Here is a 24,736-nt window from a genome sequence, read left to right as displayed (position 1 = left end):
GGAGATACATGAAAGTTTTTAAATTTGGCGATAATATAGATACAGATTTAATCATTGCTGCAAGATATTTAAATACAAGCGATGAAAAAGTTTTAGCAAGTTATGTTATGGAAGATGCTAGACCAGGATTTTTTAAAGAAATTGGTGAGAATGATTGTATAGTTGCAGGCGAAAACTTTGGCTGTGGTTCTAGTCGTGAGCATGCTCCAATAGCTATAAAAGCTGCAAATATTAAATGCGTAATCGCAAAAACTTATGCAAGAATTTTTTATAGAAACGCATATAATACAGGGCTTTTAATACTTGAATGCAATGATACTGATAAAATTGCAGAAAATGATGAATTAGACATAGATATAACAAATGGTGTTATTAAAAATATTACAAAAAACGAAAGCTATAAAATAAATCCAATTCCAGAATTTATGCAAGAATTACTTGCAGCTGGTGGGCTTATTGAATATGCTAGTAAGGTGGCAAAATGAGTAAAATTTGTGTGATTAAAGGTGATGGAATAGGGCCTGAGATAATTGATGAAGCGATAAAAGTTTTAAAAGTTGTTCGCCCTGATTTAGAATATAAAGAATGCTTAATGGGTGGAGCAGCAATTGATAGCGTTGGAGTTCCGTTGCCACAAGAGACAATCGATACAGCATTAAATTCTGATGCTGTATTATTTGGAGCAATTGGTGGAGCTAAATGGGATAATTTAGAACGCCATTTAAGACCTGAGAGTGGATTGCTTGCACTTAGAAAAGCTTTAGGAGTTTTTGCTAATCTTCGCCCAGCTTTTGTTTATGAAGGACTTGAAGAGCTTAGCACAATTAGAGCTGAGGTTGTAAAAGGCGTTGATTTACTTGTGGTAAGAGAGCTAACGGGCGGAATTTATTTTGGACAGCCAAGAGAAAAGTCATACGATAAAGCTTACAATACTATGGTATATAGCCGTGATGAGATAATTAGAATTGCAAAAATTGGTTTTGAAAGTACAATGAAACGCCGCAAAAAACTATGTATGGTAGATAAAGCAAATGTTCTTGAGACTTCAGCTTTATGGAGAGAAGTTTGCGATGAATTAGCTAAAGATTATCCAGAAGTTGAGCTTAGTTATATGTATGTAGATAATGCTGCAATGCAACTTGTAAAAAATCCAAAGCAATTCGATGTAATTTTAACTGAAAATTTATTCGGAGATATTTTAAGTGATGAGGCTAGTATGGTTGTTGGCTCAATCGGACTACTTGCAAGTGCAAGTATAGGTGGTAAGGTTGGTTTATATGAGCCAATTCACGGAAGTGCTCCTGATATTGCTGGGCAAGGCATTGCAAATCCAATTGCTACAATTTTAAGCGCTGCTATGATGTTAAGATTTGCGTTAAATGATGAAGAAAATGCTACAAAAATAGAAAATGCAGTTAAAAAAGCTATAAGTGAAGGCTATGGTTGTGCTGATTTAGCTAATGCAAAGATTAAATTAAATACTCAAGAAATGGGTAATTTGATAGCAAAGTATTGTGAATGCAAACAATAACAGCTGCAAAAATATATGAAGAACAAGGGCTAAGAGCTGAAGCCCTTGAGATTTATAAAAATATTTTAAAAAAAGATAAAAACAATCAAGCAGCTAAGGAAGGTATTTTTAGATTAAGTGGAGCAAAGGTTCATAAATTAGAGCTTAATTTATTAATGTATGATTTTTTTATGAATGCAAAAAGCGAACAAGAATATAATGAGTTTAAAAGGTGGTTATTAAATATATGAATAATGAAGAATTATCACAAATGATTGATAGATTATCTCAAGTTGCAGCCGAAGAAGTAAAAAAAGAATATGAAAATAAAAAAGAAGAAAAACTTGAAGATATTAAGATAATAAATCAAGAAAGCGTAGAAGAAGAATTAATATCAAAAATTGAAGATATACAAAAGAACAAAGAACAAACTCCTATGCTAACAAACTATGAAAAGCAATATTTATTAAAGATTAAAGAAAGAATTTTGGTTCTTTTTGAAGCTTTAAATACAAAACAAAATGAAGAAGATTTGCAAAAAAGATTAGAAATTACAATTTCTTTTATTGAATTTTTATTAGCAAACATTGAAGAGCGTTTAAAAAATTAATGCTTCCTTGGAATGAAAAAACCTTTTTAGAAATCAAATCAACTTTATTTAAATATACAAAAAGAGCTTATTTTGTAGGTGGTTGTGTTAGGGATATTTACCTAAACAATCACACAAATGATTACGATATAGAAATTTATGATGTAAGCCCGAGTAAAATGGAGGAAATAGCTAAAGAATTAAATGCTTTAGGTGTTGGAAAAAGTTTTTTTGTATATAAAAAAGAAAACTACGATTTAGCACTTGCAAGAACTGAAAGAAAAATAGGCAATTTACATACAGATTTTAGTGTAAAAGTTGAAAATAATGAATATAAAGGCTCTTTAAGAAGAGATTTTTGTATGAATACAATTATGATAAATATTTTTACTAAAGAAGTATTAGATTTACATAAAGGCATAAGAGATTGTAAAAAAAAGCTTATTAGAATAGTAAATTATGATACTTTTAAAGAAGACTCGCTAAGGGTTTTAAGATTTATTCAATTTATTGCAAGATTTAAATTAAAGACTAATAAAAAAGATTTAGAATATTTAAAAAAAATTGATATTTCAAATCTTAGCAAAGATAGAATTTATAATGAATTAATAAAATTATTTGAAGCAAAATATCCAGAAATAGGGCTTTATTATTTATATAAGCTTAATTTATTTGAAAAATGCTTTGGTTTTAATGTTAGTAAAGCTAGTTTTTTTTCAGTTTTAAAAAAGATTAAAGACAATAAAGCTTTAGTTTGTAAGGAAAAAAGATTTGCTTTAATGTTTTTTTATTTCATTGATTATTTTAATATATATTATCAATTAATGCCTTATAAAAAAATGCTTTTATTTTTAACAAAAGAGCCAAAAATTAGCATTATAGATGATTATAATTTATGCAAAATCGCTATTAAAATGCCCTTAAAAGAATGGTTAGGGCTTAATAAAGATATTAAAAAAAGAGCTTTAAAACTAGGAATTTATGATGATAAAATAAAAGTTTTATATGAAAACATAAGCTCAAAAGAAGAAGCATTAAAATGCGAAGAAATTGCTATCAAGGAGTATTTAAAAAATGTTTAATATAGTTTTAGTTGAGCCAAGAATTGCAGGAAATGTAGGCACAATAGGTAGAATGTGTTATAACTTAGGTTTTAAATTGCATTTAGTTGGACCGCATTTTTTGGACTTTTCAAGTAAAAAGATTATGCACGCAGGGCTTGATTATTGGGATAAATTAGAGCCTATTTTTTGGGATAATGCTAAGCATTTTTTAGAAAATAATGATATTTCAAAAATGAAATTCGCTAGCACAAAATCAAACAATGCCTATTTTAATGCTAGTTTTAGTATAGGTGATTTTATTGTTTTTGGGAGTGAGAGTTTTGGTCTTCCACAACCTGAAATTAAAGCTATTTTAGATGATAAAAATACTTTTTTAATTCCTATGAAAAGCTATGGAAGGTCGCTAAATTTAGCTCAAAGTGTAGCATTTTTAAGTGGCGAAGCTTTAAGACAAAATTATTCTAACTTTACTTTAGAATAAGCAAATTAAAACCTTAGAATTTGAATTAAAACTTTACATGAAGGATTATTAAACTTAAATTATTAAAAGCAAAATCCTAATTCAAATTCCTAATATTACGAATAGAATTAGGCTTAGGATTTTCATCCTAAGACTTTTTAATACTCTAAATCAGGCTTAATGGTTTTGTTTGTTGAAGCAGGTAGAGTAGGGTAGCTAATCTCTGGCATTTTACCTGTTAGTGATTTTAAAAACGAAATGATTAATTTAGTATCACTATCATTTATATCAATTCCTAGTTGGATTTTACCCATAGATTTTACAGCTTCTTCAAGTTCCCAAATCGCACCATTATGATAATATGGAGCTGTTAGTGCTATATTTCTTAGAGTTGGAGCTTTTATAAGTCCGTCGCTATCTCCTTTAAAATCTCCTATATTAGCGTATTGATATTTGTTAGTCACTTCAAATGCTTGAAGAGTTCCGCCAAGGTTAATTCCTGTATGACAAGCGGTGCAGCCTTTATCTATAAATAATTTTAGACCTTTTTTCTCATCATCACTTAAAGCTTTTTCATTACCATTTAAAAAATCATCAAATCTTGAAGGAGTGATTAAAGTTCTTTCAAATATTCCTATACTTGTAGCAATTAAGTCAAAATCAATTTTTACATCTTTTCCATAAGCTTGTTTAAATTCTTGAACATACTCAGGAATAGAAGTTATCTTGCTAACTACTTCGCTAGGAACTGCAGCCATTTCAACTGATGATTGAATAGGACCTTTTGCTTGATCTTGTAAATGACCTGATCTTCCGTCCCAAAACTGAGATGAGTTAAATACAGAGTTATAAACCGTTGGAGAGTTTAGATGGTGTGGGTTTGGCGACCATTTATGACCTGTGCTAGCAGGTATGCCATCTGTTCCACCAAGCCCTAGATTATGACAAGTATTACATGAGATTATGCCACTTTTTGAAATTCTAGGGTCAAAATAAAGCTTCTTACCTAACTCAACTCTTTCTTTTGTGGTTGGATATTCTACATAATCAGGTGCGTTTTGCTTGATTAATTCTTCAAGCTTTGCTTTATCGCTAGGAATTGCAACTAATCCTGCGTCTTTTGCAGCTTCTATTAAACTACTAGCATTTAAACTTGCTAATAAACTTAAAGATAACATAATTTTTTTCATTACTTTCTCCTTTTAAATAAAGTAGAAAAATTATAAAGTTTTTTAGATAATAAAAAATATTATTTATATAATTTTTTAAAAATTTATATTTTACTAATTAATAAAAAATCTTAATTACTCCATAAAAGTATTAAAATTTAAAAGAATTTGAAATAGGAATTAGAAATTATTCTTTCTCCTTTTTTAAATTTGTTTCACAATGTAAAGATTCTAATTCAGTAAATGTATAAGGGTATGCTCTTGTGTAAAGATAATATGCGTTAGATACAATATTTGCAATACTATGTATATAAATTTCATATGTTGGATATGCATTATAATAGTAAATCTTATAAACAAAAAAATAATCTCTTTCTTTGTAATTTATCGTAAAAATTCTTTGTGTAAGCTCATGAAAATCTGTTGATATTTTTATTCTTAATAGGATGATTGCAAAAATCTTTTTCTATAAACAAAATATTTCCAATTTCACCTAATAAAGCTAAGTAATTTTTATCATTTAAAATTACATCACTTATAGTTATACTTTTATGTTTTTTTATGTATTTTTTACCCTTAATTTTACTTGCAAAATAGAGCTCTCCATTTTTATCAACTTCATAAAAAGAATAACTCACATCGTTATCAACACCATAGATATTATCACGCCCTATATCTTTATAAACTTTTCTATCAAGCCCTAAATCCCAGCAGTATTTAAGAGCCTCTTTTACTTCTTGGCTTGAGTAAGGCTTAGCATCTACAATTTTTGGCTTTATTTTTATATCTTTGTATCTAAAAAAATCTTGCCAAAAATTATTTATTGATATCTCTTCACAATCTAGTGCACATTTACGCTTATAACACTCAGTTGAGTTTTCTTGAATTATTTTTATATGTTCTATTAATTCTTTAGGATAGGTTTTTGAGTTTTCAAGACTAGTGCTAAGCTCTTTTATTTTAGCTTTATAAGAACTTATAATGCAATTATTATCATCTTTACAATCACTAATATTTTTTAGAAATTCATCTTGGTCTTGCTTTATTTCTTTTGTAATATAAGGAAAGCTTTTATAAATACTATCTAGCTTTATTTTTAACTTATTTATTTGATATGAATAAATATTTGTAATTAGTAAAATAGCTAATATTTTAAGCACTTACTTTCCTTTAATATTAATTATTAGATTGTTTCGTAATTCCTAATTCAAATTCCAAAAATAAATCACCTAATTATTAAGTTTTTAGGCAAGGTTACGATATTTTTTAGCAATACAAAGGGACTTGTTAAAATATCTTTAGCTAGAGTAGTTTTATACTCAAGATTATCAAGACTTCCGCTGATTTTTAGCTGAGTTGCGATTTTATTATCCTTGCCACCTATAAAAATCTCTTTTACGATAGGAATATTGCTGATTATTTTATTTGTATTTTTTAAGGTAAAAATATTTAGAACAATATCTGCTGTTTTTGAATTAAGATTAATAATTCCTTTACCACTGCAATCAATGCTATAACCTAAGATATTTACATTTTCAATATTTATTAGGTTGTTTTTATGTTTAAACTCAATTGAGCCAAACTTAATTCCTAGACCTTTTTTTGTAAAACCAGGTTTATTTAAAGTCATAATGCTAGGAACGCTCTCAATAAACGCTATTAGATTTATATAGTTTTTTGTATTTGCTAGATATGCCCCTCTAATATTTAATAAACCCTCAAAATCATCAAGATTTTTACCATTTGCATCTAGGTCAATCTCTCCACTTATAAAGATTTCTTTATTTGTGATTTCATTTAATGTTTTGTGGCTTAGCTCTCTAATATAAGCTAAAAAACTATCTTTACTAATTTTAGCCGATAATTCTCCGCCGTTTTTAAAAGTAGCTTTTATCATAGTTTGATAATTGCTTTTATTAAGGTTTAATTTTTCAAAGTTAAGATTAAAATCTTTATAAAAAATCTTAGAATTAGTTAAATTAAGTTCTATGCTAGAATTATCGCTTTTATCATTATCTAGTTTATTTGCGTCAATTATTGCATTGTTTAAATTTATAATTGTTTTATTATTTTTTGAGCTAAGTTCAACTAATTTGCTTTTAGTTGTTATTTTTGTTTCATCTTTTTTAATGCTTATATAAAAATCATCTTTAATATATTTATAATTATTATCTAAATTATTAGGATTATTTTTATAGATATTAAAATCAAACATCGCATTAGTAATATTTACAAAAAATACATCATTTTTACTACTTAATTCAATCTCTCCATTGCTAAATTTTAAACTTTGAAGTTTTTTAGAATACGGCAACAAATCAATAATCTTGCTCTTAATCAGCAAATCATTGCCTAAATAAATCGTGGAATTTAGTTTAGGAAATTCAAGTGTTTTGGTGTTTAGATTAAGGTTTAATTTAGCACTATCACTAAAATTAAAATATTCTTTATAATCAATATTTAGATTTTTAGCTTCTATGCTTGCTAGTTTAGTTCCCGCATCTAGTTTAAAAACACCATTAGTTATTTTAATCTCGTTTGTATTTGCATCTCCTGTAACATTTACTAATTTATTATTTACGCTAACATTTACATTAGCATTAAATTTAAGATTATTAAAAGTATATGCTCCGTTTGATTTAACATTTACTAAAACATCATGTTTTTTATCATTTCTTAAGCTTATTTTTACATTTGCTTTTGAAGTTCCACTAGTTTGTTTTAAACCTAAAAATACATTATAAGCATTGATGATTTTTTCTATTCCTTCGTTATACAATACATTATTTGCTTGTATATTTATTAAAATATTAGGGCGTAATAAATTATCAAAATTAAGGCTAAAACTATCTACTTTAACATTATTTAAAGAACTTAAATTAGAGCTTGTAATGTCTAATTGCATATCATTTAATGCTAGTTTTACTTCTTTTGCATAGGCTATTGGAGCCTTATCGTTATATCTTACATTTACATTAGAAAATGTCCCATCTCCTAATGATTTTTCCAATTTATTATTTTTTATATAAAAGGCAAAGCTACCTTTAAAATTTTCAAATTTTACCCTATCTATAAGCCATTCTTTCATAATAGGCTTTAAATATTTATCAAAATGAGCCAAAGCTTTTTCTTGATTTTTAATTTCTAATTTTTCTATATCCAAAGAAAAATCATTTTTGCTATTAATTACATTTAATTTAGCATTTAAATCATTGTTTTTAGAATGCAAATAGCCTTTTATTTCTATGCTTTTTGCAATTCTTAAATCTCCATAAAAATACAAATCTTTATATCTCAAACTACTTATATTTATTAATAATTCATTTAAATATGGATTTATTATTAGATTTGTTTCAATGTCGTTGCTAGAAATATTTAAATGTTTTTGATCATAATAAACTTGTATTTTATCGCTATCATTTACTTTAATTTCTTTAATGTTTATATTTTGAAAAAATGCTAAAATTTGTTTAAATTCTTTTAAGTCTAGGATTTTTTTTCTAAGTGCATTGATGTTTATTTCTTCATTGTTGTTTGCTTTTTTGATATAAACTTTATTTGCATTTAATATTAATTTTTTATCAAGTTTTATATAAAGCTCTGTTATTTCAATATTTGGTAATTCTAAATTCCTAATTGAAATTCCGTTAGCTAATACAATTACAAAGGCAATTATTAAAAATATGAATATAAAAAGACTTTTTACTATTTTATTTATGTGTTTAGATGTTTTTTTCATCTTTATCCTAGCTATTTTGTTTTATTTATTGCAACCTGTGAAGTCAAACTCAGTAGTATATGTTCCGCAAGGCTCAAACGCAAAGATTATAACAAGTTTAAATAATACAAAATTGCAATTTAGCAAATTAGACCAATATTTATTATTATTTTTCGGACAACCTCAAAGTGGATGGATAGCAATATCAAAACCACAGCTTTTAAGATGGGAGTTTTTAAATGAACTTACGAAAAACAAAGCAGCCTTAGTAAATATTACATTAATTCCAGGCGAAACAAGTGAATATTTTTTAAGAGAAGTTGCAGCTAAAAAGCTTAACTTAAATCCTGATAAATTATTAGATGAATTATATTCTCAATCAAGTAGAAAAGAAGGAATGCTTACACCTGATACTTATTCAATTCCATTAGGTATTAGCGAAAGATTATTTATAAAATATTTACTAGATTTTACGAAAAAACGCAATGAAACAATAAGCAAAAAGGTTTTTGGAGATTATACAGAGTATAAATTTTATCGTTTTGTTATAGTTGCAAGTATTATTCAAAAAGAAGCAGCAAACGAAAGTGAGATGCCTATTGTAGCAAGTGTTATTTATAATAGATTAAATAAGGGCATGAAGTTGCAAATGGACGGAATGCTAAATTACGGAATGAATTCACATGTAAAAGTAACACCACAAATGATTAGAGAAGATAATTCAGAGTTTAATTCATATAAAAACTCAGGTCTTCCAAGTGTTTCAATTTGTAACGTTTCAACCCCTGCAATACTAGCAGCAATTTCTCCTGCTAAGACAAATTATTTATATTTTATGAGAGATAAAAAAACGGGAACTCACAAGTTTAACACAACTTTACAAGCTCACGAGCAAGAAGTAGCTAGACAAAGATAGTCTAGTTAGCTTTTTTATTCACTTACTTGCCATTTACCGAGTAGTAATACATTCCTTTAAATTCAAATTTAAAGGAGTTAAAATGAGTATTGTTTATACTTTCACAGACGAATCACCGGCACTTGCTACTCTTAGCTTTTTACCGATAGCAAAGGCTTTTTTAAAGCATGCTAATTTAGAAGTTGAAGTTGCAGATATTTCACTTGCTGCTAGAGTTATGTCTAGTTTTCCTGAGTGCTTAAATGGACAAAAGTGCGAAGATGCTTTAGCTCATTTAGGAGAGCTTGTTAAAAAAGATGGTGCTAATGTTATTAAAACACCAAATATTTCAGCATCAATCCCACAGCTTAAAGCTTGCATAAAAGAATTGCAAAGTAAAGGAATAAATGTTCCAAATTATCCAGATGAGCCAAAAAATGATGAAGAAAAGGCTATTAAAGAAAAATATGCAAAAGTTTTAGGCTCAGCAGTAAATCCTGTTTTAAGACAAGGAAACTCAGATAGAAGAAGCACAAAAGCTGTTAAAGACTATGCAAAAGCAAATCCTTATAAGACTAAAAACTTTAGTAAAGATAGTAAAAGCCTTGTAAGTTGTATGAATAGCGATGACTTTTTCTCAAATGAAAAAGCTGTTTTAGTTAAAGAAAATGGCACTGTAAGATTATTTAAAGTTGTAAATGGTGTAAAAACTGAACTAAAATCATTTGAAGTTGTAAGTGGCGAAGTAATGGATGCAACTTTTATGAATGTTGCAAAATTAGATGAATTTTATGAAAAACAAATAGAGCTTTGCAAAAAAGAAGATATTTTATTCTCACTTCATTTAAAAGCTACAATGATGAAGGTAAGTGATCCTGTGTTATTCGCTCATGCGCTTAAGGTATATTTTAAAGACTTATTTGCTGAGTTTAGTGATGAGTTTGCAAAATTAGGAATAAATCCAAACAACGGCTTAAGCGAACTTTTAAGCAAGGTTGAAAACTCAAGCAAAAAAGAGCAAATCCTAAAAAGATATGAAGAGATTTTAAATACAAGAGCTCCAATTTCAATGGTAAATTCTGACAAGGGCATAACAAATCTTCACGTTCCAAGCGATGTAATAGTTGATGCTTCAATGCCTGCAATGCTTAAAAATGGTGCTAAGTTATGGGATAAAAATGGCAATGAAATGGATACAAATGCAGTTATCCCTGATCAAACTTATGCAACTATTTACAAGGCTGTGTTAGATGATATGAGAGCAAATGGTGCAATTAATCCAAGCGTGGTTGGTTCGGTTAGCAACGTTGGTTTAATGGCTAAAAAAGCTCAAGAATACGGCTCACATGATAAAACTTTCATAGCTGACTTAGACGCTACATATCAAATAGAACTAAATGGCGAAGTTTTAATTTCACATGATGTTAAAAAAGGCGATATTTATAGAATAAATCTAGCTAAACCTGATGCGATAGCTAACTGGATAAAACTTGCAAAACAAAGATGTGAGTTAAGTGGCGAGCAAGGAATATTCTGGCTTGATAGCAAAAGAGCAAGCGATAGAATAATTATTGATTTGGTTAAAAAAGAATTAGGAGAAACTTTCTTAATCTTAAGTCCTTATGAAGCTTGCAAAAAAAGTTTAGAAATAATTAGAAGTGGTAAAAACTGCATATCAATTACAGGAAACGTTTTAAGAGATTATTTAACAGACCTTTTCCCAATTTTAGAATTAGGCACAAGTGCAAAAATGCTTTCAATTGTTCCTATGTTAAATGGTGGAGCAATGTTTGAAACAGGTGCTGGTGGTTCAGCTCCAAAACAAGTAGAACAAGTAATTACAGAAAATCACTTAAGATGGGATAGCTTAGGTGAGTTTTTAGCACTTCAAAGCTCATTAGAATTTGAAGGAAATAAAGGAAATGCTAAGGCTATGGTTTTAGCTGAAGCTTTTGATGAAGCAATTGCTTCTTATTTAAATGAAAATAAAGCACCTAGTAGAAATGCAAAAGAAAATGATAATAGAACAAGTCATGTTTATTTTGCAATTTATTTAGCAAATGCACTTGCTAAGCAAAATAAAGATGAAAATATGAAAAATCACTTCAAAAACATTGCTGAAAATCTGAATTCAAATTCTTCTAAAATTATTGAAGAATATATGAATGAAGAAGGAAAAGCTGTGGATTTAGATGGTTATTATGTTTTAGGCGAAGTAGCTGAAAAAATCATGAGACCAAGTGTTACATTTAATAATATTATAAAATCAATTTAAGGAGTAAAAATGAATATACACGAGTATCAAGCAAAAGAAATTTTTGCTAAGTTTGGTGTGCCTACATTAAAAGGTAAGGTTGCATTTAGTGTTGAAGAAGCAGTAGCTAATGCTAAAGAATTAGGTGGAAGTGTTTGGGCTGTTAAAGCTCAAATCCACGCAGGTGGTCGTGGTCTTGGTGGCGGTGTAAAAATCGCTAAGAGTTTAGATGAAGTTAAAATGTATGCTGAAAAAATCTTAGGAATGAACCTTGTAACTCATCAAACAGGACCTGAAGGAAAACTTGTTAGAAAGCTTTATATTGAAAGCGGTGCAAATATAGAAAAAGAATATTATTTAGCATTATTATTTAATAGAATGGAAGAAAAAATCACAATCATAGCATCAAGCGAAGGTGGTATGGATATAGAAAAAGTTGCAGCAGAGCAACCAGAAAAAATAGCAAAAGTTACAATTGATCCAGCAATCGGCTTTAAAATGTTTCATGGACTTGAAGTTGTAAAAGTTCTAGGACTAAATAAAGATGAAGGTAAAAAACTAATCACTTTCATTGATAAATTATATAAATTATATCTAGCAAAAGATGCTAATTTAGTTGAGATAAATCCACTTATAAAAACTGCTGAAGGTGAATTTTTCGCGCTTGATGCAAAAATGAGTTTTGATGATAGTGGTCTTTATAGAAATCCTGATATTGCAGAATTAAAAGATGAAACAGAAGAAAACCCAGCTGAACTTGAAGCTAGTAAATATGGCTTAAGTTATGTAAAACTTGATGGTGATGTAGCTTGTATGGTAAATGGTGCAGGTTTAGCAATGGCTACAATGGATATTATTAATTATAGTGGTTGCAAACCTGCAAACTTCTTAGATGTTGGTGGTGGAGCAAGTGCTGAAACGGTTGCAAAAGCATTTGAAATTATTATGAGAGATAAAAATGTAAAAGTAATCTTTATCAATATCTTTGGTGGTATCGTAAGATGCGATAGAATTGCAAATGGTGTATTAGAAGCTACTAAAACAACGCAAATTGATATTCCTGTGGTTGTTCGCCTAGATGGAACAAACGCTAAAGAAGCAAAAGAGATTTTAGACAATTCAGGTCTTAAAAATATTCACGCAGCAACAGACTTTGCAAATGGTGCTGAAATCGTAAAAAGCTTAGTAAAGTAAGGAGAAAATAATGAGTATATTGGTAAATAAAAATACAAAAGTAATAGTTCAAGGCTTTACAGGTAAAGAAGCTACATTTCACGCAGAGCAATGCATTGCTTATGGCACAAATATTGTTGGTGGTGTAACTCCGTTTAAAGGTGGAGAAACTCATCTTGGAAAACCTGTATTTGATACAGTTAAAGAAGCAGTTAGTAAAACTGGTGCTGATACAAGCTTAATTTTCGTTCCTCCGTTTGCTGTTGGCGATAGTATTATTGAAGCAGCTGATGCAGGTATTAAACTTGCAGTTGTAATTACAGAACACACTCCTGTAAAAGATATGATGTTTGCAAAAGCTTATGCAAATAAAAAAGGTATGAAAATTATAGGACCAAACTGCCCAGGAATTATTACAGCAGATGAATGTAAATTAGGAATTATGCCAGGCTTTATATTTAAAAAAGGAAATATCGGCGTAATTTCAAAAAGTGGAACATTAACTTACGAAGCAGCAAATCAAGTTGTTTTAGGTGGATACGGAATTACAACTGCAGTTGGAATTGGTGGAGATCCAATTATAGGACTTGCTTATAAAGAATTATTAGCTGAGTTTGAAAAAGATGAGCAAACGAAAGCTATTGTTATGATAGGCGAAATTGGTGGAAGCTTAGAAGTTGAAGCTGCTAAATTTATAAAAGAAAATATCACTAAGCCAGTTGTAGCATTTATTGCTGGTGCAACAGCTCCAAAAGGTAAAAGAATGGGTCACGCTGGTGCAATAGTTGGAAGTGCTGATGAGAGTGCTGCTGCTAAAAAAGAAGCTTTAAAGAGCTATGGCGTTCATGTAGTTGATTCTCCTGCAGATATCGGTAAAAAAATCAAAGAAATTTTAAAGTAATTTAAATCCTAGCCTTTGGCTAGGTAAAAGAAAGGAAAACAAATGGAAACTAACGCTCCTGTATGGGTTGATGAGAAAAGATGTAAAGCCTGTAGTATATGCGTAAGCTATTGTCCTATGGGTGTTATTGCTATGAGGGATGAGCCAAGTGCAGTGCTTGGTCAAATGATTGAAGTGGTTAATCCAGAATCATGTATTGGATGTAGAGATTGTGAAAATCACTGCCCTGATTTTGCGATTAATGTTGCTGATGCTAAGAGCTTTAAGTTTGCAAAACCTTCTCAAGAAGGCAAAGACAGAGCTGCAGCAATTAAAGCTAATAATTTTAAAAAGTTAAAGGCGTAACAATGAGAGAAGTAATATCAACAGGAAATAACCTAATAGCTCAAGCTGCAATTGATTGTGGTTGCACATTTTTTGGTGGCTATCCTATCACTCCAAGTAGTGAAATAGCTCATGAATTAAGCCATCTTTTACCAAAAAATAATGGAACATTTATACAAATGGAAGATGAAATAAGTGGAATTAGTGTTGCTTTAGGTGCTGCTATGAGTGGTGCAAAAGCAATGACAGCAAGTAGTGGTCCAGGAATTAGCCTTAAATCAGAGCAAATCGGACTTGCTTATATAGCTGAGATTCCAATTGTTATAGTAAACGTTATGCGTGGAGGACCTTCAACTGGCTTACCAACTCGTGTTGCTCAAGGTGATTTGTTTCAAGCTAAATCTCCAAGCCATGGCGATATGGCAAGTATTGCTATTGCACCTGCAAGCTTAGAAGAAAGCTATAATCTAACAATTACTGCATTTAATTATGCGAACAAATATTCAACTCCAGTGTTTTTATTAATGGATGAAACGGTTGGACATATGAATGGTAAGGCAATTTTACCTGAAATAAAAGATTTAAAAATAGAACCACGCCGTGAATTTACAGGTGATCCTAAAGAATATAAGCCATATAAAGCAGAAATGAACGAACCAGCTACTTTAAATCCATTTTTTAAAGGCTATCGCTACCATGTAACAGGACTTCATCATGGAGACATAGGCTTTCCAACAGAAGATGGAAAAATAGTTGATTACAATATGAAAAGACTTATAGGTAAGGTAAAAAATAAAGTTGATGAAATTGCATTATTTGAAGAATTTATGCTAGATGATGCAGATATTTGCATTATTGCTTATGGTAGTGTATCTCGTGCAGCAAAAGAAGCAATTACTAGACTTAGAGCACAAGGCTATAAGGTTGGTTTATTTAGACCTATTACTTTATATCCAGTGCATGAGAAAAAATTAGCTGAAGTTTGTTCAAGATTTAAAAAGATTTTAGTAACAGAGCTAAATATGGGACAATATTTAGAAGAAATTCAAAGAGCAAGTAAAAGAGATGATTTTGCTAGCTTACATAGAGCTAATGGTCGTCCTATTACTCCAAGTGAAATTGAAGCAAAAGTAAAGGAGAGTTTCTAATGTCATTTAATTATGATGAATATCTAAGAGTAGATAAAATGCCTACTCAGTGGTGCTGGGGCTGTGGTGATGGTGTTGTTTTAAAATGTATTATTAAAGCTATTGCTAAAATGGGCTGGGATATGAACGATGTTTGTATGGTTAGTGGAATTGGCTGTAGTGGTAGAATGAGCTCTTATGTAAATTGCAATACAGTTCATACTACTCATGGTCGTGCATTAGCTTATGCAACTGGTATAAAACTAGCAAATCCTACAAAACATGTAATCGTTGTAACAGGAGATGGCGATACAACTGCAATCGGTGGTAATCATTTAATCCATGCAGCAAGAAGAAATATAGATTTAACTCATATTATGATTAATAACTTTATTTATGGACTTACAAACTCTCAAACAAGCCCAATGACTCCGCAAGGATTTTATACGGTTACTGCTCAATTTGGTAATATTGACCCAAGTTTTGATGCTTGTGAGCTTGTAAAAGCTGCAGGTGCTAGCTTTATTGCTCGTGGTAATGTAATTGAAGCAAATAAGCTTGAGAATATGATTTATAAAGCAATGAGCCATGAAGGTTATAGTTTTATTGATTGCTTTAGTAACTGCCATATTAACCTAGGTCGTAAAAATAAAATGGGCGAAGCTGTTCAAATGCTTGATTGGATTAGTAATCGCTCAGTAGAAAAATCAAAATTTGATAAATTAAGCGAAGAAGAAAGGGTGAATAAATTCCCAACAGGAATTTTATATGAGAATAAAACTAAGCCTGAGTATTGCAAAGCTTATGAAGAAGTTCGCCGTGCAGCACAAGCAAATAGAATGGTAGATTTAAATGCTTTAGGAGGTGCTAAATGAAATTCCAACTAAGATTTGGTGGAGAAGGCGGACAAGGTGTAATTACCGCAGGAGAAATTTTAGCAGCTGCTTGGATGGAAAAGGGCGGAAGCAATAAAAATGGTGGTTATGCTATAAAAGCAAGCACCTATACTTCTCAAGTTCGTGGTGGTCCAACTAAGGTTGATATTATTTTAGATGATAATGAAATATTATTTCCTTATGCAGTAGAAGGAGAAATTTCTTTTATGCTTTCAACTGCTCAAAAAGGCTATGCAGGGTTTAAAGATGGCGTTTGCGAAGGTGGTATTATAGTAGTTGAACCAAACCTTGTAAAACCTAGCGAAGAAGATAGGAAAAAATTTAAAATAATTGAAATTCCTATTATTACAATAGCAAAAGATGAAGTTGGAAATGTTGCAACTCAATCAGTTGTAGCGCTTGCAATTGCTGTTTATATGAGTAAATGTATGGATATTGAAGCTGTAAAAGAAGTAATGTTAAGCCACGTTCCAGCAAAAACTCGTGATGCAAATGCTAAAGCTTATGATTTAGGTATTAAATACGCTAAAGAAGCTTTAGGAGAATAATTTAATTTCGCCCCTTAAATGGGGCTTTTTAAGGAAAACTTATGTCAAAGGACAAAATTCCATTAGCTATTTTATGTATATTAATAGCTCTTTCTTTTGTTTTTATTCCGGTTCCTGAAAGTTTAGTTTCTATAAAACAAGCAGCTTTATTAAAAGCTCATCCTGATTTTTCAAGTGAAAAAATATTTAGTTTAAGTTTAAGTGATGCTAGACTTGCATGGATTTATTTAGGTTGCTTTATAGCTACGATTTTATGTATTATCTTAAAGGTTATGCCACTTGGTGCAGTTAGCTTAATAGCTATTGCATTTGTTGCAATCAGCACAATTAGTGTGGGTGCTGATATTAGTGGTGCTGCAAGAAGCAAAGCTGCTATTAAAGATGCTTTAAGTGCGTTTTCAAATAGCTTAATTTGGCTTATAGTTATATCAATTATGCTTGCTCGTGGTATTATTAAAACTGGTCTTGGAAGAAGATTAGCGTTTTATTTTTTAAGTATATTTGGTAAAAAAACTTTAGGCATAGGATATTCAATTGCTTTAAGCGAAGTATTCTTAGCTCCTATTACTCCATCAAATACAGCAAGGGGTGGTGGTATTATTAATCCTATCGTTCAATCGATTGCTAAAGCTTTAGGTTCAGAGCCAAATAGTCCTACACAAAATAAAGCAGGAACATATCTTAGCCTTGTAAATTATCAATCAAATCCAATTACATCTGCTATGTTTATCACTGCAACTGCACCAAATCCACTTGTAGTAAAATTAATCTCAGATGCAACAAACGCAAACATTAGCATTACATGGGGGCAGTGGGCTTTAGGAATGTTTGTTCCTGGTATGTGTGCAATATTACTAATGCCTTTAGTGATATATTTTTTAAGTCCGCCTGAGCTAAAACAAACACCTGATGCAAGAGAACTTGCTAAAAAAGAATTAGCAGCTATGGGTAAGTTTAGTTTAGATGAAAAAATCATGCTTAGTATTTTTGGATTATGCTTATTTTTATGGGCTGGAATGCCTAGTAATTTTGCTAATTGGTTTGGCTTTAGCGAGTATTCAAAGGCTTTAAGTTTTGATCCTGCTAGTGTTGCTGCCCTAGGACTTGCGATTGCACTTTTAACTGGGGTTTTAAAATATGATGAATTATTAGCAGAAAAAACTGCATGGGATACTTTAGTATGGTTTGCTGCTTTAATTATGCTTGCAACTATGCTTGATAAATTAGGCTTAGCTGCGTTTTTAGGTCAAGAATTAAAATTAGCAGCTTCATCTTTAGGACTTAGCACTACTTTTATTATGATATTTTTTACCTTAGCATTTTTATATTCTCATTACTTTTTTGCTAGCACAACGGCTCATATTTCAGCGATGTTTTTAGTGTTTTATAAAACGGGGCTTGATTTAGGAGCACCGCCTATGCTATATGCTTTTATGCTAGCAGCCGCAGGAAATATTATGATGGCACTAACTCATTATGCGACAGGAACTGCACCAGTGGTTTTTGGAAGTGGTTATGTAAGTCTTAATAGATGGTGGATAGTAGGATTTATAGTAAGCGTTGTTGATATTGTAGTAATGATTTGCGTTGGCTTAGTATGGTGGAAAATACTAGGATTTTATTAATTTTTTTAAAGAATTTGAAATAGGAAATTCCTATTTCAAATTCCAAGACTAATTTAACACAAAGATTATCTTCTTTAGGCTAGAATAAAAACACAATTTAATTACAAGGAGAAATGATGAAAAAAGTTGGTATTTTTTACGCTACAAAAGGCGGCACAACAAAAGCTTTCGCAGAGCAAATCGCAGCAAAAATCGGTGCTGATGTTATAAATATTAAAGATGTTGAAATAAACGCATTAGCAGAATATAAAACTTTAGTTTTAATGAGCTCAAGCTATTTCTTTGGAGCACTTGCAGAAGATTGGGGAAGCAAGGTAAAATTATTAAATACTATTGATTTTAGTGATAAAAATGTAGCTATTGTAGGTGTTGGCGGACAAGAAAGACATCCTGATAGTTTTTGTTCGGGTGTAGCTGATTTTTATGATAAATTAGCGTTTAGTGGAGTAAGATTTATAGGTGAAGTTTGTTCAAGTGATTATAAATACACTTTCTCAAGACTTCAGCATGGAAACGCTTTAAGAGGACTTTGCCTTGATAAAGCTGATGGTGATAAAAACGAAGCAAGAATTAATGCTTGGGTTGAAAGTATCAAAAAATATTTATAATTTTAAGGAAGCTTAGCTTCCTTTTGAGTAATGAAAGCATTTTTTAAACACTTATATTTGATATTTATTTTTAGACTTTGTTATGATAAAAAAGGTAATTTTTTATTATTTTTATTTCAATTAATCTCAGCATTTTTTGTTTTTATAACTTTTTTTATAACGATTTTTTATAGCTTAGAATATATAAGCGATCATACAAAAAGCATTGATGAGCTTAAAAAGGCTGAAGGTGTATTGTATGATGTAGAGAAGATAGTTCATGAGAGAATATTTAGAATCTTTAGAAAAAGAACCTACATTATATGGCATTATAAAATGATTGATGATAATAAAAATCATAAGACCTTCATAGTAAGAGAAGATAAAAGCTATGCAAAAAATCTCATAGGGCAAAAAGTAATTATTCATTATGTTCCTAGTGTATTTTATCCAGAAATTAGGCAATTAGAATCAAATGGCTATATTTATGAGCGATACAGCGTAAGAGATGATTATGAGAATTTAAAGTATGTTTTCGCATTTTTTATATTTTTTACAAGTATTTTTTATATGCTAAATATCAAAGGAAAATACCCTAATAATTATGAATTACCACAGATAAGACATAGTATAAGGCTAAAGACTTTTAATAAATATTTTTTGATTTTATTAATGTGGTTTGTTTTTATAATTGCAGCTTTTAAATACAGCGATGAAATTATAATAATGTATTTTTTAACTATCTTAAATCTTATAATTACGTTAATTTTTGAGCTAAAATTTAATATTATTAGGCTTAATTTTTATGATGATTTTTTAGAATTTGAATGCGGATTTTGGCTTTTTAAAATCAAATCTATAAAATCATTTGATTTAAAAAATCTAATAATTACTACAAAATATTTAAAATTTAAAATCAATAAAGATGATTTAAATGATGAAGATTTAAAAGTATTTCAAGACTTTTGCCAAAACTTAATTTCTAAAAATTCTAAATAAAACAATCAAGCAAATTTCTATTTTGTAATTCTTTTTTGTTTTAACAAATAAATATAAGCTCAGAATATTTTCCTTTTATTCTTTTATATTTTTTCCAACTCTAATACTTCACTTTTTATTGTTTAGTTTGTGTGCTTGGATGTTTTGGTTGGATTGAGTTCCAAATTTATAATGATTATTAATAAATTTTACTTAAGCTTTTAAAGAATTTAAATTAAGAATTACAAACTAAGAATTTAAATTAAGAATTTGCTTTGATAATTTAAAAAGTAATTATGATTTAAATCTAAGTAGTTTATATTAAATAAAAGAAACTTCACTTAAGAAGTTTCTTTTAGCTTTTTAATGTAGTGTTTATTAAAACTTATTCTTCATTACAGATTCAACTGCACTGCTTGCCATAGAATCTACTTCATCTGATATCTTATTAGTATTATCAGCTACAACAACATTAGCACGTGTTAATTCATCTATACTGCTTATTGCTTCGTTTATTTGAGTAATAGCTTGAGTTTGTTCTTTAATGCTTTCGCTCATATCATTTATTCCTTGAGTTAATACATTAACACTAGCTTCTATTTCTGTTAAAGATTTTTGAGTACTTTCAGCTAGTTTTCTTACTTCATCAGCAACTACTGCAAAGCCACGTCCGTGCTCTCCTGCTCTTGCAGCTTCTATTGCAGCATTTAGTGCAAGTAGATTAATTTGCTCAGCAATGTCTCTTATCATAGTGATTACATTTTTAATGTCTTCTCCATTCTTAATCACTTCGTTTGATTTTTGATTTACTGCATGCATAGATGCACTCATTTCTTCTACTGCTGCTGCACTTTCTTGTAAGCTTGCTGCTTGCTTTCTTGCACCTTCGTTTATATCAATAACACTTGTTTTTAGTATTTTTGATTTTTCTTGTAGGTTTCTTGCAGTTTCAAGGTTTGTTTTTAACATATCTCTTATTTGCTTACCTAGCATATTAGTAGCAAGTTCAACCTTACCTCTAGCATTCTTTATTTCGTTTCTAAAGTCATTCTGACTATATTCATCAAAGATTTTTTCAATTGAGTTTGTATTAGCTCCTACTTTATCTTCTAAAGTATCAAGCATTTTATTTAATACATTCTTTAGTTCAATTAATTGTGGGTTTGCAGGATTTAGAGTAATTCTTGCTTTTAAATCACCGCTTTCAATTGCAGCTGCTGTTTGAACGCTTTGTTCTACTGCTTGGGTGTCTTTATCTAAAGAAGAGATTGTTCTTTCTATATTATCATTAATAGCTCTTGCCATTGCTCCGAATTCGTCTTTAGAGTTTAGGTTTATTTTACTTGCGTGTTTGGTTTCGTGATTTACTAAACTAAATACTTCTTTAAGACCTTGTTGGATTATGTCTAGTGGGCGTAGAGAGTGTTTGATTAGGAAGAACAAGAATAGTAAAATAATCACTAAAGTTGCGAAAAATAAAGTTATATTTTGCATTAAAAGTGAATTAAGAGTGGTGTTTAAATCGCTTGTTAGGTTTGTGCTACAAAACTTCCAGCCTATTGTTTTTGAATCGGTGCAAACTGCAGCCTTTTCGTCACCTTTAAAACTATAAACTACTGATTTATTATCCTTTAATTTTCCATCAATAATTCTTATAACGTCATCTTTTTTAAGCTCTAATTCTTCATTTGGATGCATTACAAACTCAAGATTTTTGTTATAAGCAAAAATTGTATTTGTATCAGAAAAATGTAGTGTTAAAACATTGTTTTTAAGTTCTTTAAATGCCATATCTCCACCAATTACTCCTATTACTTTTCCGTTTTTTGTAATTGGTGCTGATATTGTTACAACTTTTTCTTTTAATCTTTCATCAGGATATACTTCGCTACCTAAATACACTTTCTTTTCTCTAATAGCGTCTTTATACCAACCACGGCCTCTAGCATCTTGGGTTTTTACTATATAAGGCTCATCATTAAGGCTTATGTAATAAAACTTACCATTTTCTTCAAGTCCTATAAATAAAGCTGAAAATCCCGAAATACCTAGATTGCTTTTAAGCAAATCGTAAATATTTTCATCAGAATTATTTTCGCTAATCTTATTAGCTAAATTAGGTGCTAATTTGTCAATAAAATTCATTCTTGTATTAAAGTATGAATCAACATAAAGCATTGCGGCATTTAAGCCATTTTCTTTTGCTTTGTTCGTGTAAGCTAAAGAATCATTCCTTGAACTAGAATAATTCACAAAACACAAAATTACAAAGCAAATTACAAGTGGTATAGCAATTAATGCTGGAATTTTGTTTGTAAGTTTCATAAAATCTCTCCTTTTAAAAAAATACATTAATATTACAATTAAAGATTTTCATAATATTTAATGCATAAGAAATTTTAATTTGCCTAGTATAAAGGCAAATTAGCGTTTAAGGAAAATTGTTTATTTTTCTATTTTTAATTAATTTAATGTTTTAATATATAAATAATTTTATAAAATTTCTTTTAATTTATTTGCATTCTTAAGCCATTCATTTAATTTTTCAAAATCATTATTATTCATCATTTCTTTAAATTCATTTAGCTCACTTATAAATCCATCTAAAGCATTTAAAACATTTGCTTTATTTTCTTTAAATACACTTTCCCACATTGCTGGGCTACTTTTTGCAATCCTACTCATATCAGCAAATGAACCACCTGCTAGGTGTAAAATGTTTTTCTTATCTTCACAATCAAGCACATAATTTGCTAAAGAAAAGCTTATAACATGTGGAAGATGAGAGATGATTGCACTATGATGATCATGCGCACTTGCATTCATAAAAGTAATTTTCATTCCGATATTACTTAATAATTCTATGGTTCTATGTTGATGAAATACGCTTGTATGCTCGGTATTGCATAGAACACAAACTGCGTTTTTAAATAAATCAATTTTAGCAGCACTTGGGCCATTATGTTCAGTTCCTGCCATAGGATGAGCTAGGATAAACTGCTCTTTTAATTCATCATTAATTGCGTTTTGTATGCTTTCTTTTGTGCTTCCAAATTCAATAATAGTAGTTGTTTTAGGAATATCTTTTAATTGCTTTATTATTTCAATAATCGCACCAACAGGAACACATAAAAAGATTAAATCACAAGTCTTAATATCTTTAAACTCAATTATTTCATGAACTAAATTAAGTCTTAAGGCTTCTTTTTCATGCTCTTTGTTTAAATCAATGCCATAAACTCCACTTATAAATTTATTTTTCATTAAATTTAGTGCTAGTGAGCCACCTATAAGACCTAAACCTATAACAACTGCTTTCATAACTTATCCTTAATTAAGATTTTTATAGAGTAAATAATATAATATTTTTTTAAAAAAAGGAGTTTTATGTTTGATTTTATAGTGATTTTTTCTCATTTATTTACAGCTATTATTTTTGTTGGATATGTGTTTTTTGATGCAATTTTTTTAAGTAATATTAAAAATAATATAGAGATTAAAAAAGCTTATTTTAAAAGCTCAGGAATTATTTATGCTATAAGCTTTTTAATACTTATTGTAAGCGGAATTATCTTAGCTTTTAAAGAATTTGAATTCGTAAATAAGATTGCTTTTATACTTAAAATATCTTTAATTATTTTTATGTTCTTAATAACTATTCTTAGTATTTATTATGTAAAGTTTAAAAATAATAGAGAGCATTTTTTGGTAAAACACTCTCATTTAATAGCTTTGGTTTTATGTTTTTTGATAGTTTTATTGGCAAAACTACTTTTAATGTAGGTCTTTGTTTAGCTTTATAGCTTTTTTGTTAAATCCTACTTGAAGTTTTCCATTTGTTGAGTTTAATCTAAAGTGTAAAGCATTTAGACCTGATAGTTCTTTTGCTTTATAAATATTTTTTGAAAAATCAAAATTAGGATTTGCATTCTTAAGATTATCACATAATAATAATTCAACTTTACTACCTGCTAATATCGCAATTCCTGCATCTATTACACAATCATCACCTAAAACAATTCCTGTAACACTATTTGCACCTAATAAGCAGCTTTTACCAACGCTAATAGGAGTTCCATCTGTGCCACTTAATACTCCTAAAATACTTGCACCACCACCAACATCACTTCCTGCTCCAACTATTGCTGAGCTTGAAATTCTTCCTTCGCACATAACTGAACCTAGAGTTCCAGCATTAAAATTCACATAACTTGCACCTGGCATAATTGTAGTTCCATTTGCAAGATGTGCTCCTAATCTTACTTTTGAAGTATCAAGTATTCTTGTATTATCTGCTGGAATTATACTTTGTAAAAATCTTGGGAATTTATCTACAAAATCTATGATAGGATAGGTTTTACTAAATTTTAATTTTGCTTCATTTTCTCTTAAATATTCTAAATCATAAGGAATATTTCCACTCCATGCAAGATTTTTAAGCAAGCCAAACGCTCCATTTAAATTAAGCTCTCTAGGTTTAACGAATTGTCTTGATAATAAATGCAATTTTAAATATACACTTGGCATACTTTTAGGAGCTTCGTCTTTATTTATAGCTACTAAGAAAAATCTTTCTTGATCTATATTTTCTAAAGCTGCTTTTAGAGTTATTATATTTTCGTGTTTTTTACCATCATTATTAAAACATTCAAAATGCTTTAATATTTTTTCTAAATTATCTTTTGTAAGTTCTAAAACAAATTCGCTTTCATCTTTGTATTTTGCAAGGTTTAATTCTTTAAAAAACACACTAAAAGTTCCGTAATTTTGTAGATAATTAACATTTGCAAAATCTATATAAATTAGCTCTTTATTTAGCTGTGAAAAATATCCAACACCTACTGCAAATGCAAGTGGTTTGAAAAAATCTTTTTCATTTTGAACGCTTTCGCAAAAACTATTAAAATTATTCATAAAT

Annotated in this window: 24 protein-coding genes; 18 read left to right on the top strand and 6 right to left on the bottom strand. The window is 29.5% G+C overall.

The genetic code is table 11. The features are described from left to right. Positions 1 to 8 precede the first annotated feature (8 nt). Genes AVANS_RS05715 through AVANS_RS05690 form a run of 6 tightly spaced genes read left to right on the top strand, consistent with a single transcriptional unit; the run spans position 9 to position 3,644 of the window. Positions 9 to 485, top strand: a complete 477-nt coding sequence (locus tag AVANS_RS05715; RefSeq protein WP_239816930.1) for a 3-isopropylmalate dehydratase small subunit — start codon at positions 9 to 11, stop codon at positions 483 to 485. Next, a complete protein-coding gene (leuB, locus tag AVANS_RS05710; protein ID WP_239816929.1) occupies positions 482 to 1,531 on the top strand; it encodes a 3-isopropylmalate dehydrogenase in 1,050 nt (349 codons plus the stop codon). Before AVANS_RS05715 ends, leuB begins: the two co-directional genes overlap by 4 nt. After that, complete coding sequence (locus AVANS_RS05705; RefSeq protein WP_239816928.1) at positions 1,519 to 1,761, top strand: hypothetical protein; 243 nt, start codon at positions 1,519 to 1,521, stop codon at positions 1,759 to 1,761. Before leuB ends, AVANS_RS05705 begins: the two co-directional genes overlap by 13 nt. Then, the gene (locus AVANS_RS05700) at positions 1,758 to 2,120 is read left to right on the top strand and encodes a hypothetical protein (protein WP_239816927.1); all 363 of its coding nucleotides are present in this window, start codon (positions 1,758 to 1,760) and stop codon (positions 2,118 to 2,120) included. The genes AVANS_RS05705 and AVANS_RS05700 overlap by 4 nt, the downstream gene beginning before the upstream one ends. Continuing rightward, complete coding sequence (locus tag AVANS_RS05695) at positions 2,120 to 3,181, top strand: CCA tRNA nucleotidyltransferase (RefSeq protein ID WP_239816926.1); 1,062 nt, start codon at positions 2,120 to 2,122, stop codon at positions 3,179 to 3,181. Before AVANS_RS05700 ends, AVANS_RS05695 begins: the two co-directional genes overlap by 1 nt. Then, a complete protein-coding gene (locus AVANS_RS05690) occupies positions 3,174 to 3,644 on the top strand; it encodes a TrmH family RNA methyltransferase (RefSeq protein WP_239816925.1) in 471 nt (156 codons plus the stop codon). The genes AVANS_RS05695 and AVANS_RS05690 overlap by 8 nt, the downstream gene beginning before the upstream one ends. 137 nt (positions 3,645 to 3,781) lie before the next feature. Here AVANS_RS05690 and AVANS_RS05685 read toward each other — a convergent pair whose 3' ends face one another. From AVANS_RS05685 to AVANS_RS05675, 3 genes are all read right to left on the bottom strand, one after another. Further along, complete coding sequence (locus AVANS_RS05685) at positions 3,782 to 4,813, bottom strand: cytochrome-c peroxidase (protein ID WP_239816924.1); 1,032 nt, start codon at positions 4,811 to 4,813, stop codon at positions 3,782 to 3,784. A gap of 389 nt (positions 4,814 to 5,202) precedes the next feature. After that, positions 5,203 to 5,952: a hypothetical protein gene (locus AVANS_RS05680; RefSeq protein ID WP_239816923.1), complete on the bottom strand. Its 750-nt coding sequence runs from the start codon at positions 5,950 to 5,952 to the stop codon at positions 5,203 to 5,205. Between the two features lie 65 nt (positions 5,953 to 6,017). Further along, a complete protein-coding gene (locus AVANS_RS05675) occupies positions 6,018 to 8,531 on the bottom strand; it encodes an AsmA-like C-terminal domain-containing protein (RefSeq protein ID WP_239816922.1) in 2,514 nt (837 codons plus the stop codon). On the opposite strand from AVANS_RS05675, the gene mltG reads away from it, so the two are divergent. From mltG to AVANS_RS05620, 11 genes are all read left to right on the top strand, one after another. Continuing rightward, complete coding sequence (gene mltG / locus AVANS_RS05670) at positions 8,476 to 9,426, top strand: endolytic transglycosylase MltG (protein WP_239816921.1); 951 nt, start codon at positions 8,476 to 8,478, stop codon at positions 9,424 to 9,426. The genes AVANS_RS05675 and mltG overlap by 56 nt on opposite strands. 82 nt (positions 9,427 to 9,508) lie before the next feature. Then, entirely contained in the window at positions 9,509 to 11,680 is a 2,172-nt protein-coding gene (locus AVANS_RS05665; RefSeq protein WP_239816920.1) for an NADP-dependent isocitrate dehydrogenase, read from the top strand. A 9-nt stretch (positions 11,681 to 11,689) separates the two neighbouring features. Further along, a complete protein-coding gene (sucC, locus tag AVANS_RS05660) occupies positions 11,690 to 12,853 on the top strand; it encodes an ADP-forming succinate--CoA ligase subunit beta (protein ID WP_239816919.1) in 1,164 nt (387 codons plus the stop codon). A gap of 10 nt (positions 12,854 to 12,863) precedes the next feature. Next, on the top strand, positions 12,864 to 13,733 hold the full coding sequence (gene sucD, locus AVANS_RS05655; protein WP_239816918.1) for a succinate--CoA ligase subunit alpha: 870 nt from the start codon (positions 12,864 to 12,866) through the stop codon (positions 13,731 to 13,733). A gap of 42 nt (positions 13,734 to 13,775) precedes the next feature. Beyond that, on the top strand, positions 13,776 to 14,078 hold the full coding sequence (locus tag AVANS_RS05650; RefSeq protein WP_239816917.1) for a 4Fe-4S binding protein: 303 nt from the start codon (positions 13,776 to 13,778) through the stop codon (positions 14,076 to 14,078). Between the two features lie 2 nt (positions 14,079 to 14,080). Then, positions 14,081 to 15,205, top strand: coding sequence for a 2-oxoglutarate synthase subunit alpha (locus tag AVANS_RS05645; protein ID WP_239816916.1), 1,125 nt, complete (start codon positions 14,081 to 14,083; stop codon positions 15,203 to 15,205). Beyond that, positions 15,205 to 16,059, top strand: coding sequence for a 2-oxoglutarate ferredoxin oxidoreductase subunit beta (locus tag AVANS_RS05640; RefSeq protein ID WP_239816915.1), 855 nt, complete (start codon positions 15,205 to 15,207; stop codon positions 16,057 to 16,059). The genes AVANS_RS05645 and AVANS_RS05640 overlap by 1 nt, the downstream gene beginning before the upstream one ends. After that, on the top strand, positions 16,056 to 16,628 hold the full coding sequence (locus AVANS_RS05635; RefSeq protein WP_239816914.1) for a 2-oxoacid:acceptor oxidoreductase family protein: 573 nt from the start codon (positions 16,056 to 16,058) through the stop codon (positions 16,626 to 16,628). Before AVANS_RS05640 ends, AVANS_RS05635 begins: the two co-directional genes overlap by 4 nt. 41 nt (positions 16,629 to 16,669) lie before the next feature. Beyond that, a complete protein-coding gene (locus tag AVANS_RS05630) occupies positions 16,670 to 18,253 on the top strand; it encodes a DASS family sodium-coupled anion symporter (RefSeq protein WP_239816913.1) in 1,584 nt (527 codons plus the stop codon). A gap of 116 nt (positions 18,254 to 18,369) precedes the next feature. Continuing rightward, a complete protein-coding gene (locus AVANS_RS05625; protein ID WP_239816912.1) occupies positions 18,370 to 18,861 on the top strand; it encodes a flavodoxin domain-containing protein in 492 nt (163 codons plus the stop codon). Positions 18,862 to 18,891: 30 nt separating this feature from the next. After that, positions 18,892 to 19,839 carry a hypothetical protein gene (locus tag AVANS_RS05620; protein ID WP_239816911.1) on the top strand — a complete coding sequence of 316 codons (948 nt, stop codon included), beginning with the start codon at positions 18,892 to 18,894 and terminating at the stop codon, positions 19,837 to 19,839. Between the two features lie 357 nt (positions 19,840 to 20,196). Here the strand turns inward: AVANS_RS05620 and AVANS_RS05615 are convergent, their stop codons facing one another. Both AVANS_RS05615 and AVANS_RS05610 read right to left on the bottom strand, forming a co-directional pair. Next, positions 20,197 to 22,143, bottom strand: a complete 1,947-nt coding sequence (locus AVANS_RS05615) for a methyl-accepting chemotaxis protein (protein ID WP_239816910.1) — start codon at positions 22,141 to 22,143, stop codon at positions 20,197 to 20,199. A gap of 168 nt (positions 22,144 to 22,311) precedes the next feature. Continuing rightward, positions 22,312 to 23,139: a prephenate dehydrogenase gene (locus AVANS_RS05610; RefSeq protein ID WP_239816909.1), complete on the bottom strand. Its 828-nt coding sequence runs from the start codon at positions 23,137 to 23,139 to the stop codon at positions 22,312 to 22,314. 66 nt (positions 23,140 to 23,205) lie between these two features. Here AVANS_RS05610 and AVANS_RS05605 point away from each other — a divergent pair, with 66 nt between their 5' ends. Further along, positions 23,206 to 23,601, top strand: coding sequence for a trehalose-6-phosphate synthase (locus AVANS_RS05605; RefSeq protein WP_239816908.1), 396 nt, complete (start codon positions 23,206 to 23,208; stop codon positions 23,599 to 23,601). On the opposite strand, the gene AVANS_RS05600 is transcribed toward AVANS_RS05605, so the two are convergent. Further along, positions 23,593 to 24,732 (bottom strand): tetrahydrodipicolinate N-succinyltransferase N-terminal domain-containing protein, encoded by a 1,140-nt coding sequence (locus AVANS_RS05600; RefSeq protein WP_239816907.1) that lies wholly within the window; start codon positions 24,730 to 24,732, stop codon positions 23,593 to 23,595. The two genes, AVANS_RS05605 and AVANS_RS05600, sit on opposite strands and share 9 nt — an antisense overlap. Between the last annotated feature and the right edge of the window lie 4 nt (positions 24,733 to 24,736).

The sequence above is a fragment of the Campylobacter sp. RM5004 genome (genome assembly GCF_022369455.1).
Lineage (GTDB): Bacteria > Campylobacterota > Campylobacteria > Campylobacterales > Campylobacteraceae > Campylobacter_E.
This window is presented reverse-complemented; position numbering and strand designations above follow the sequence as displayed.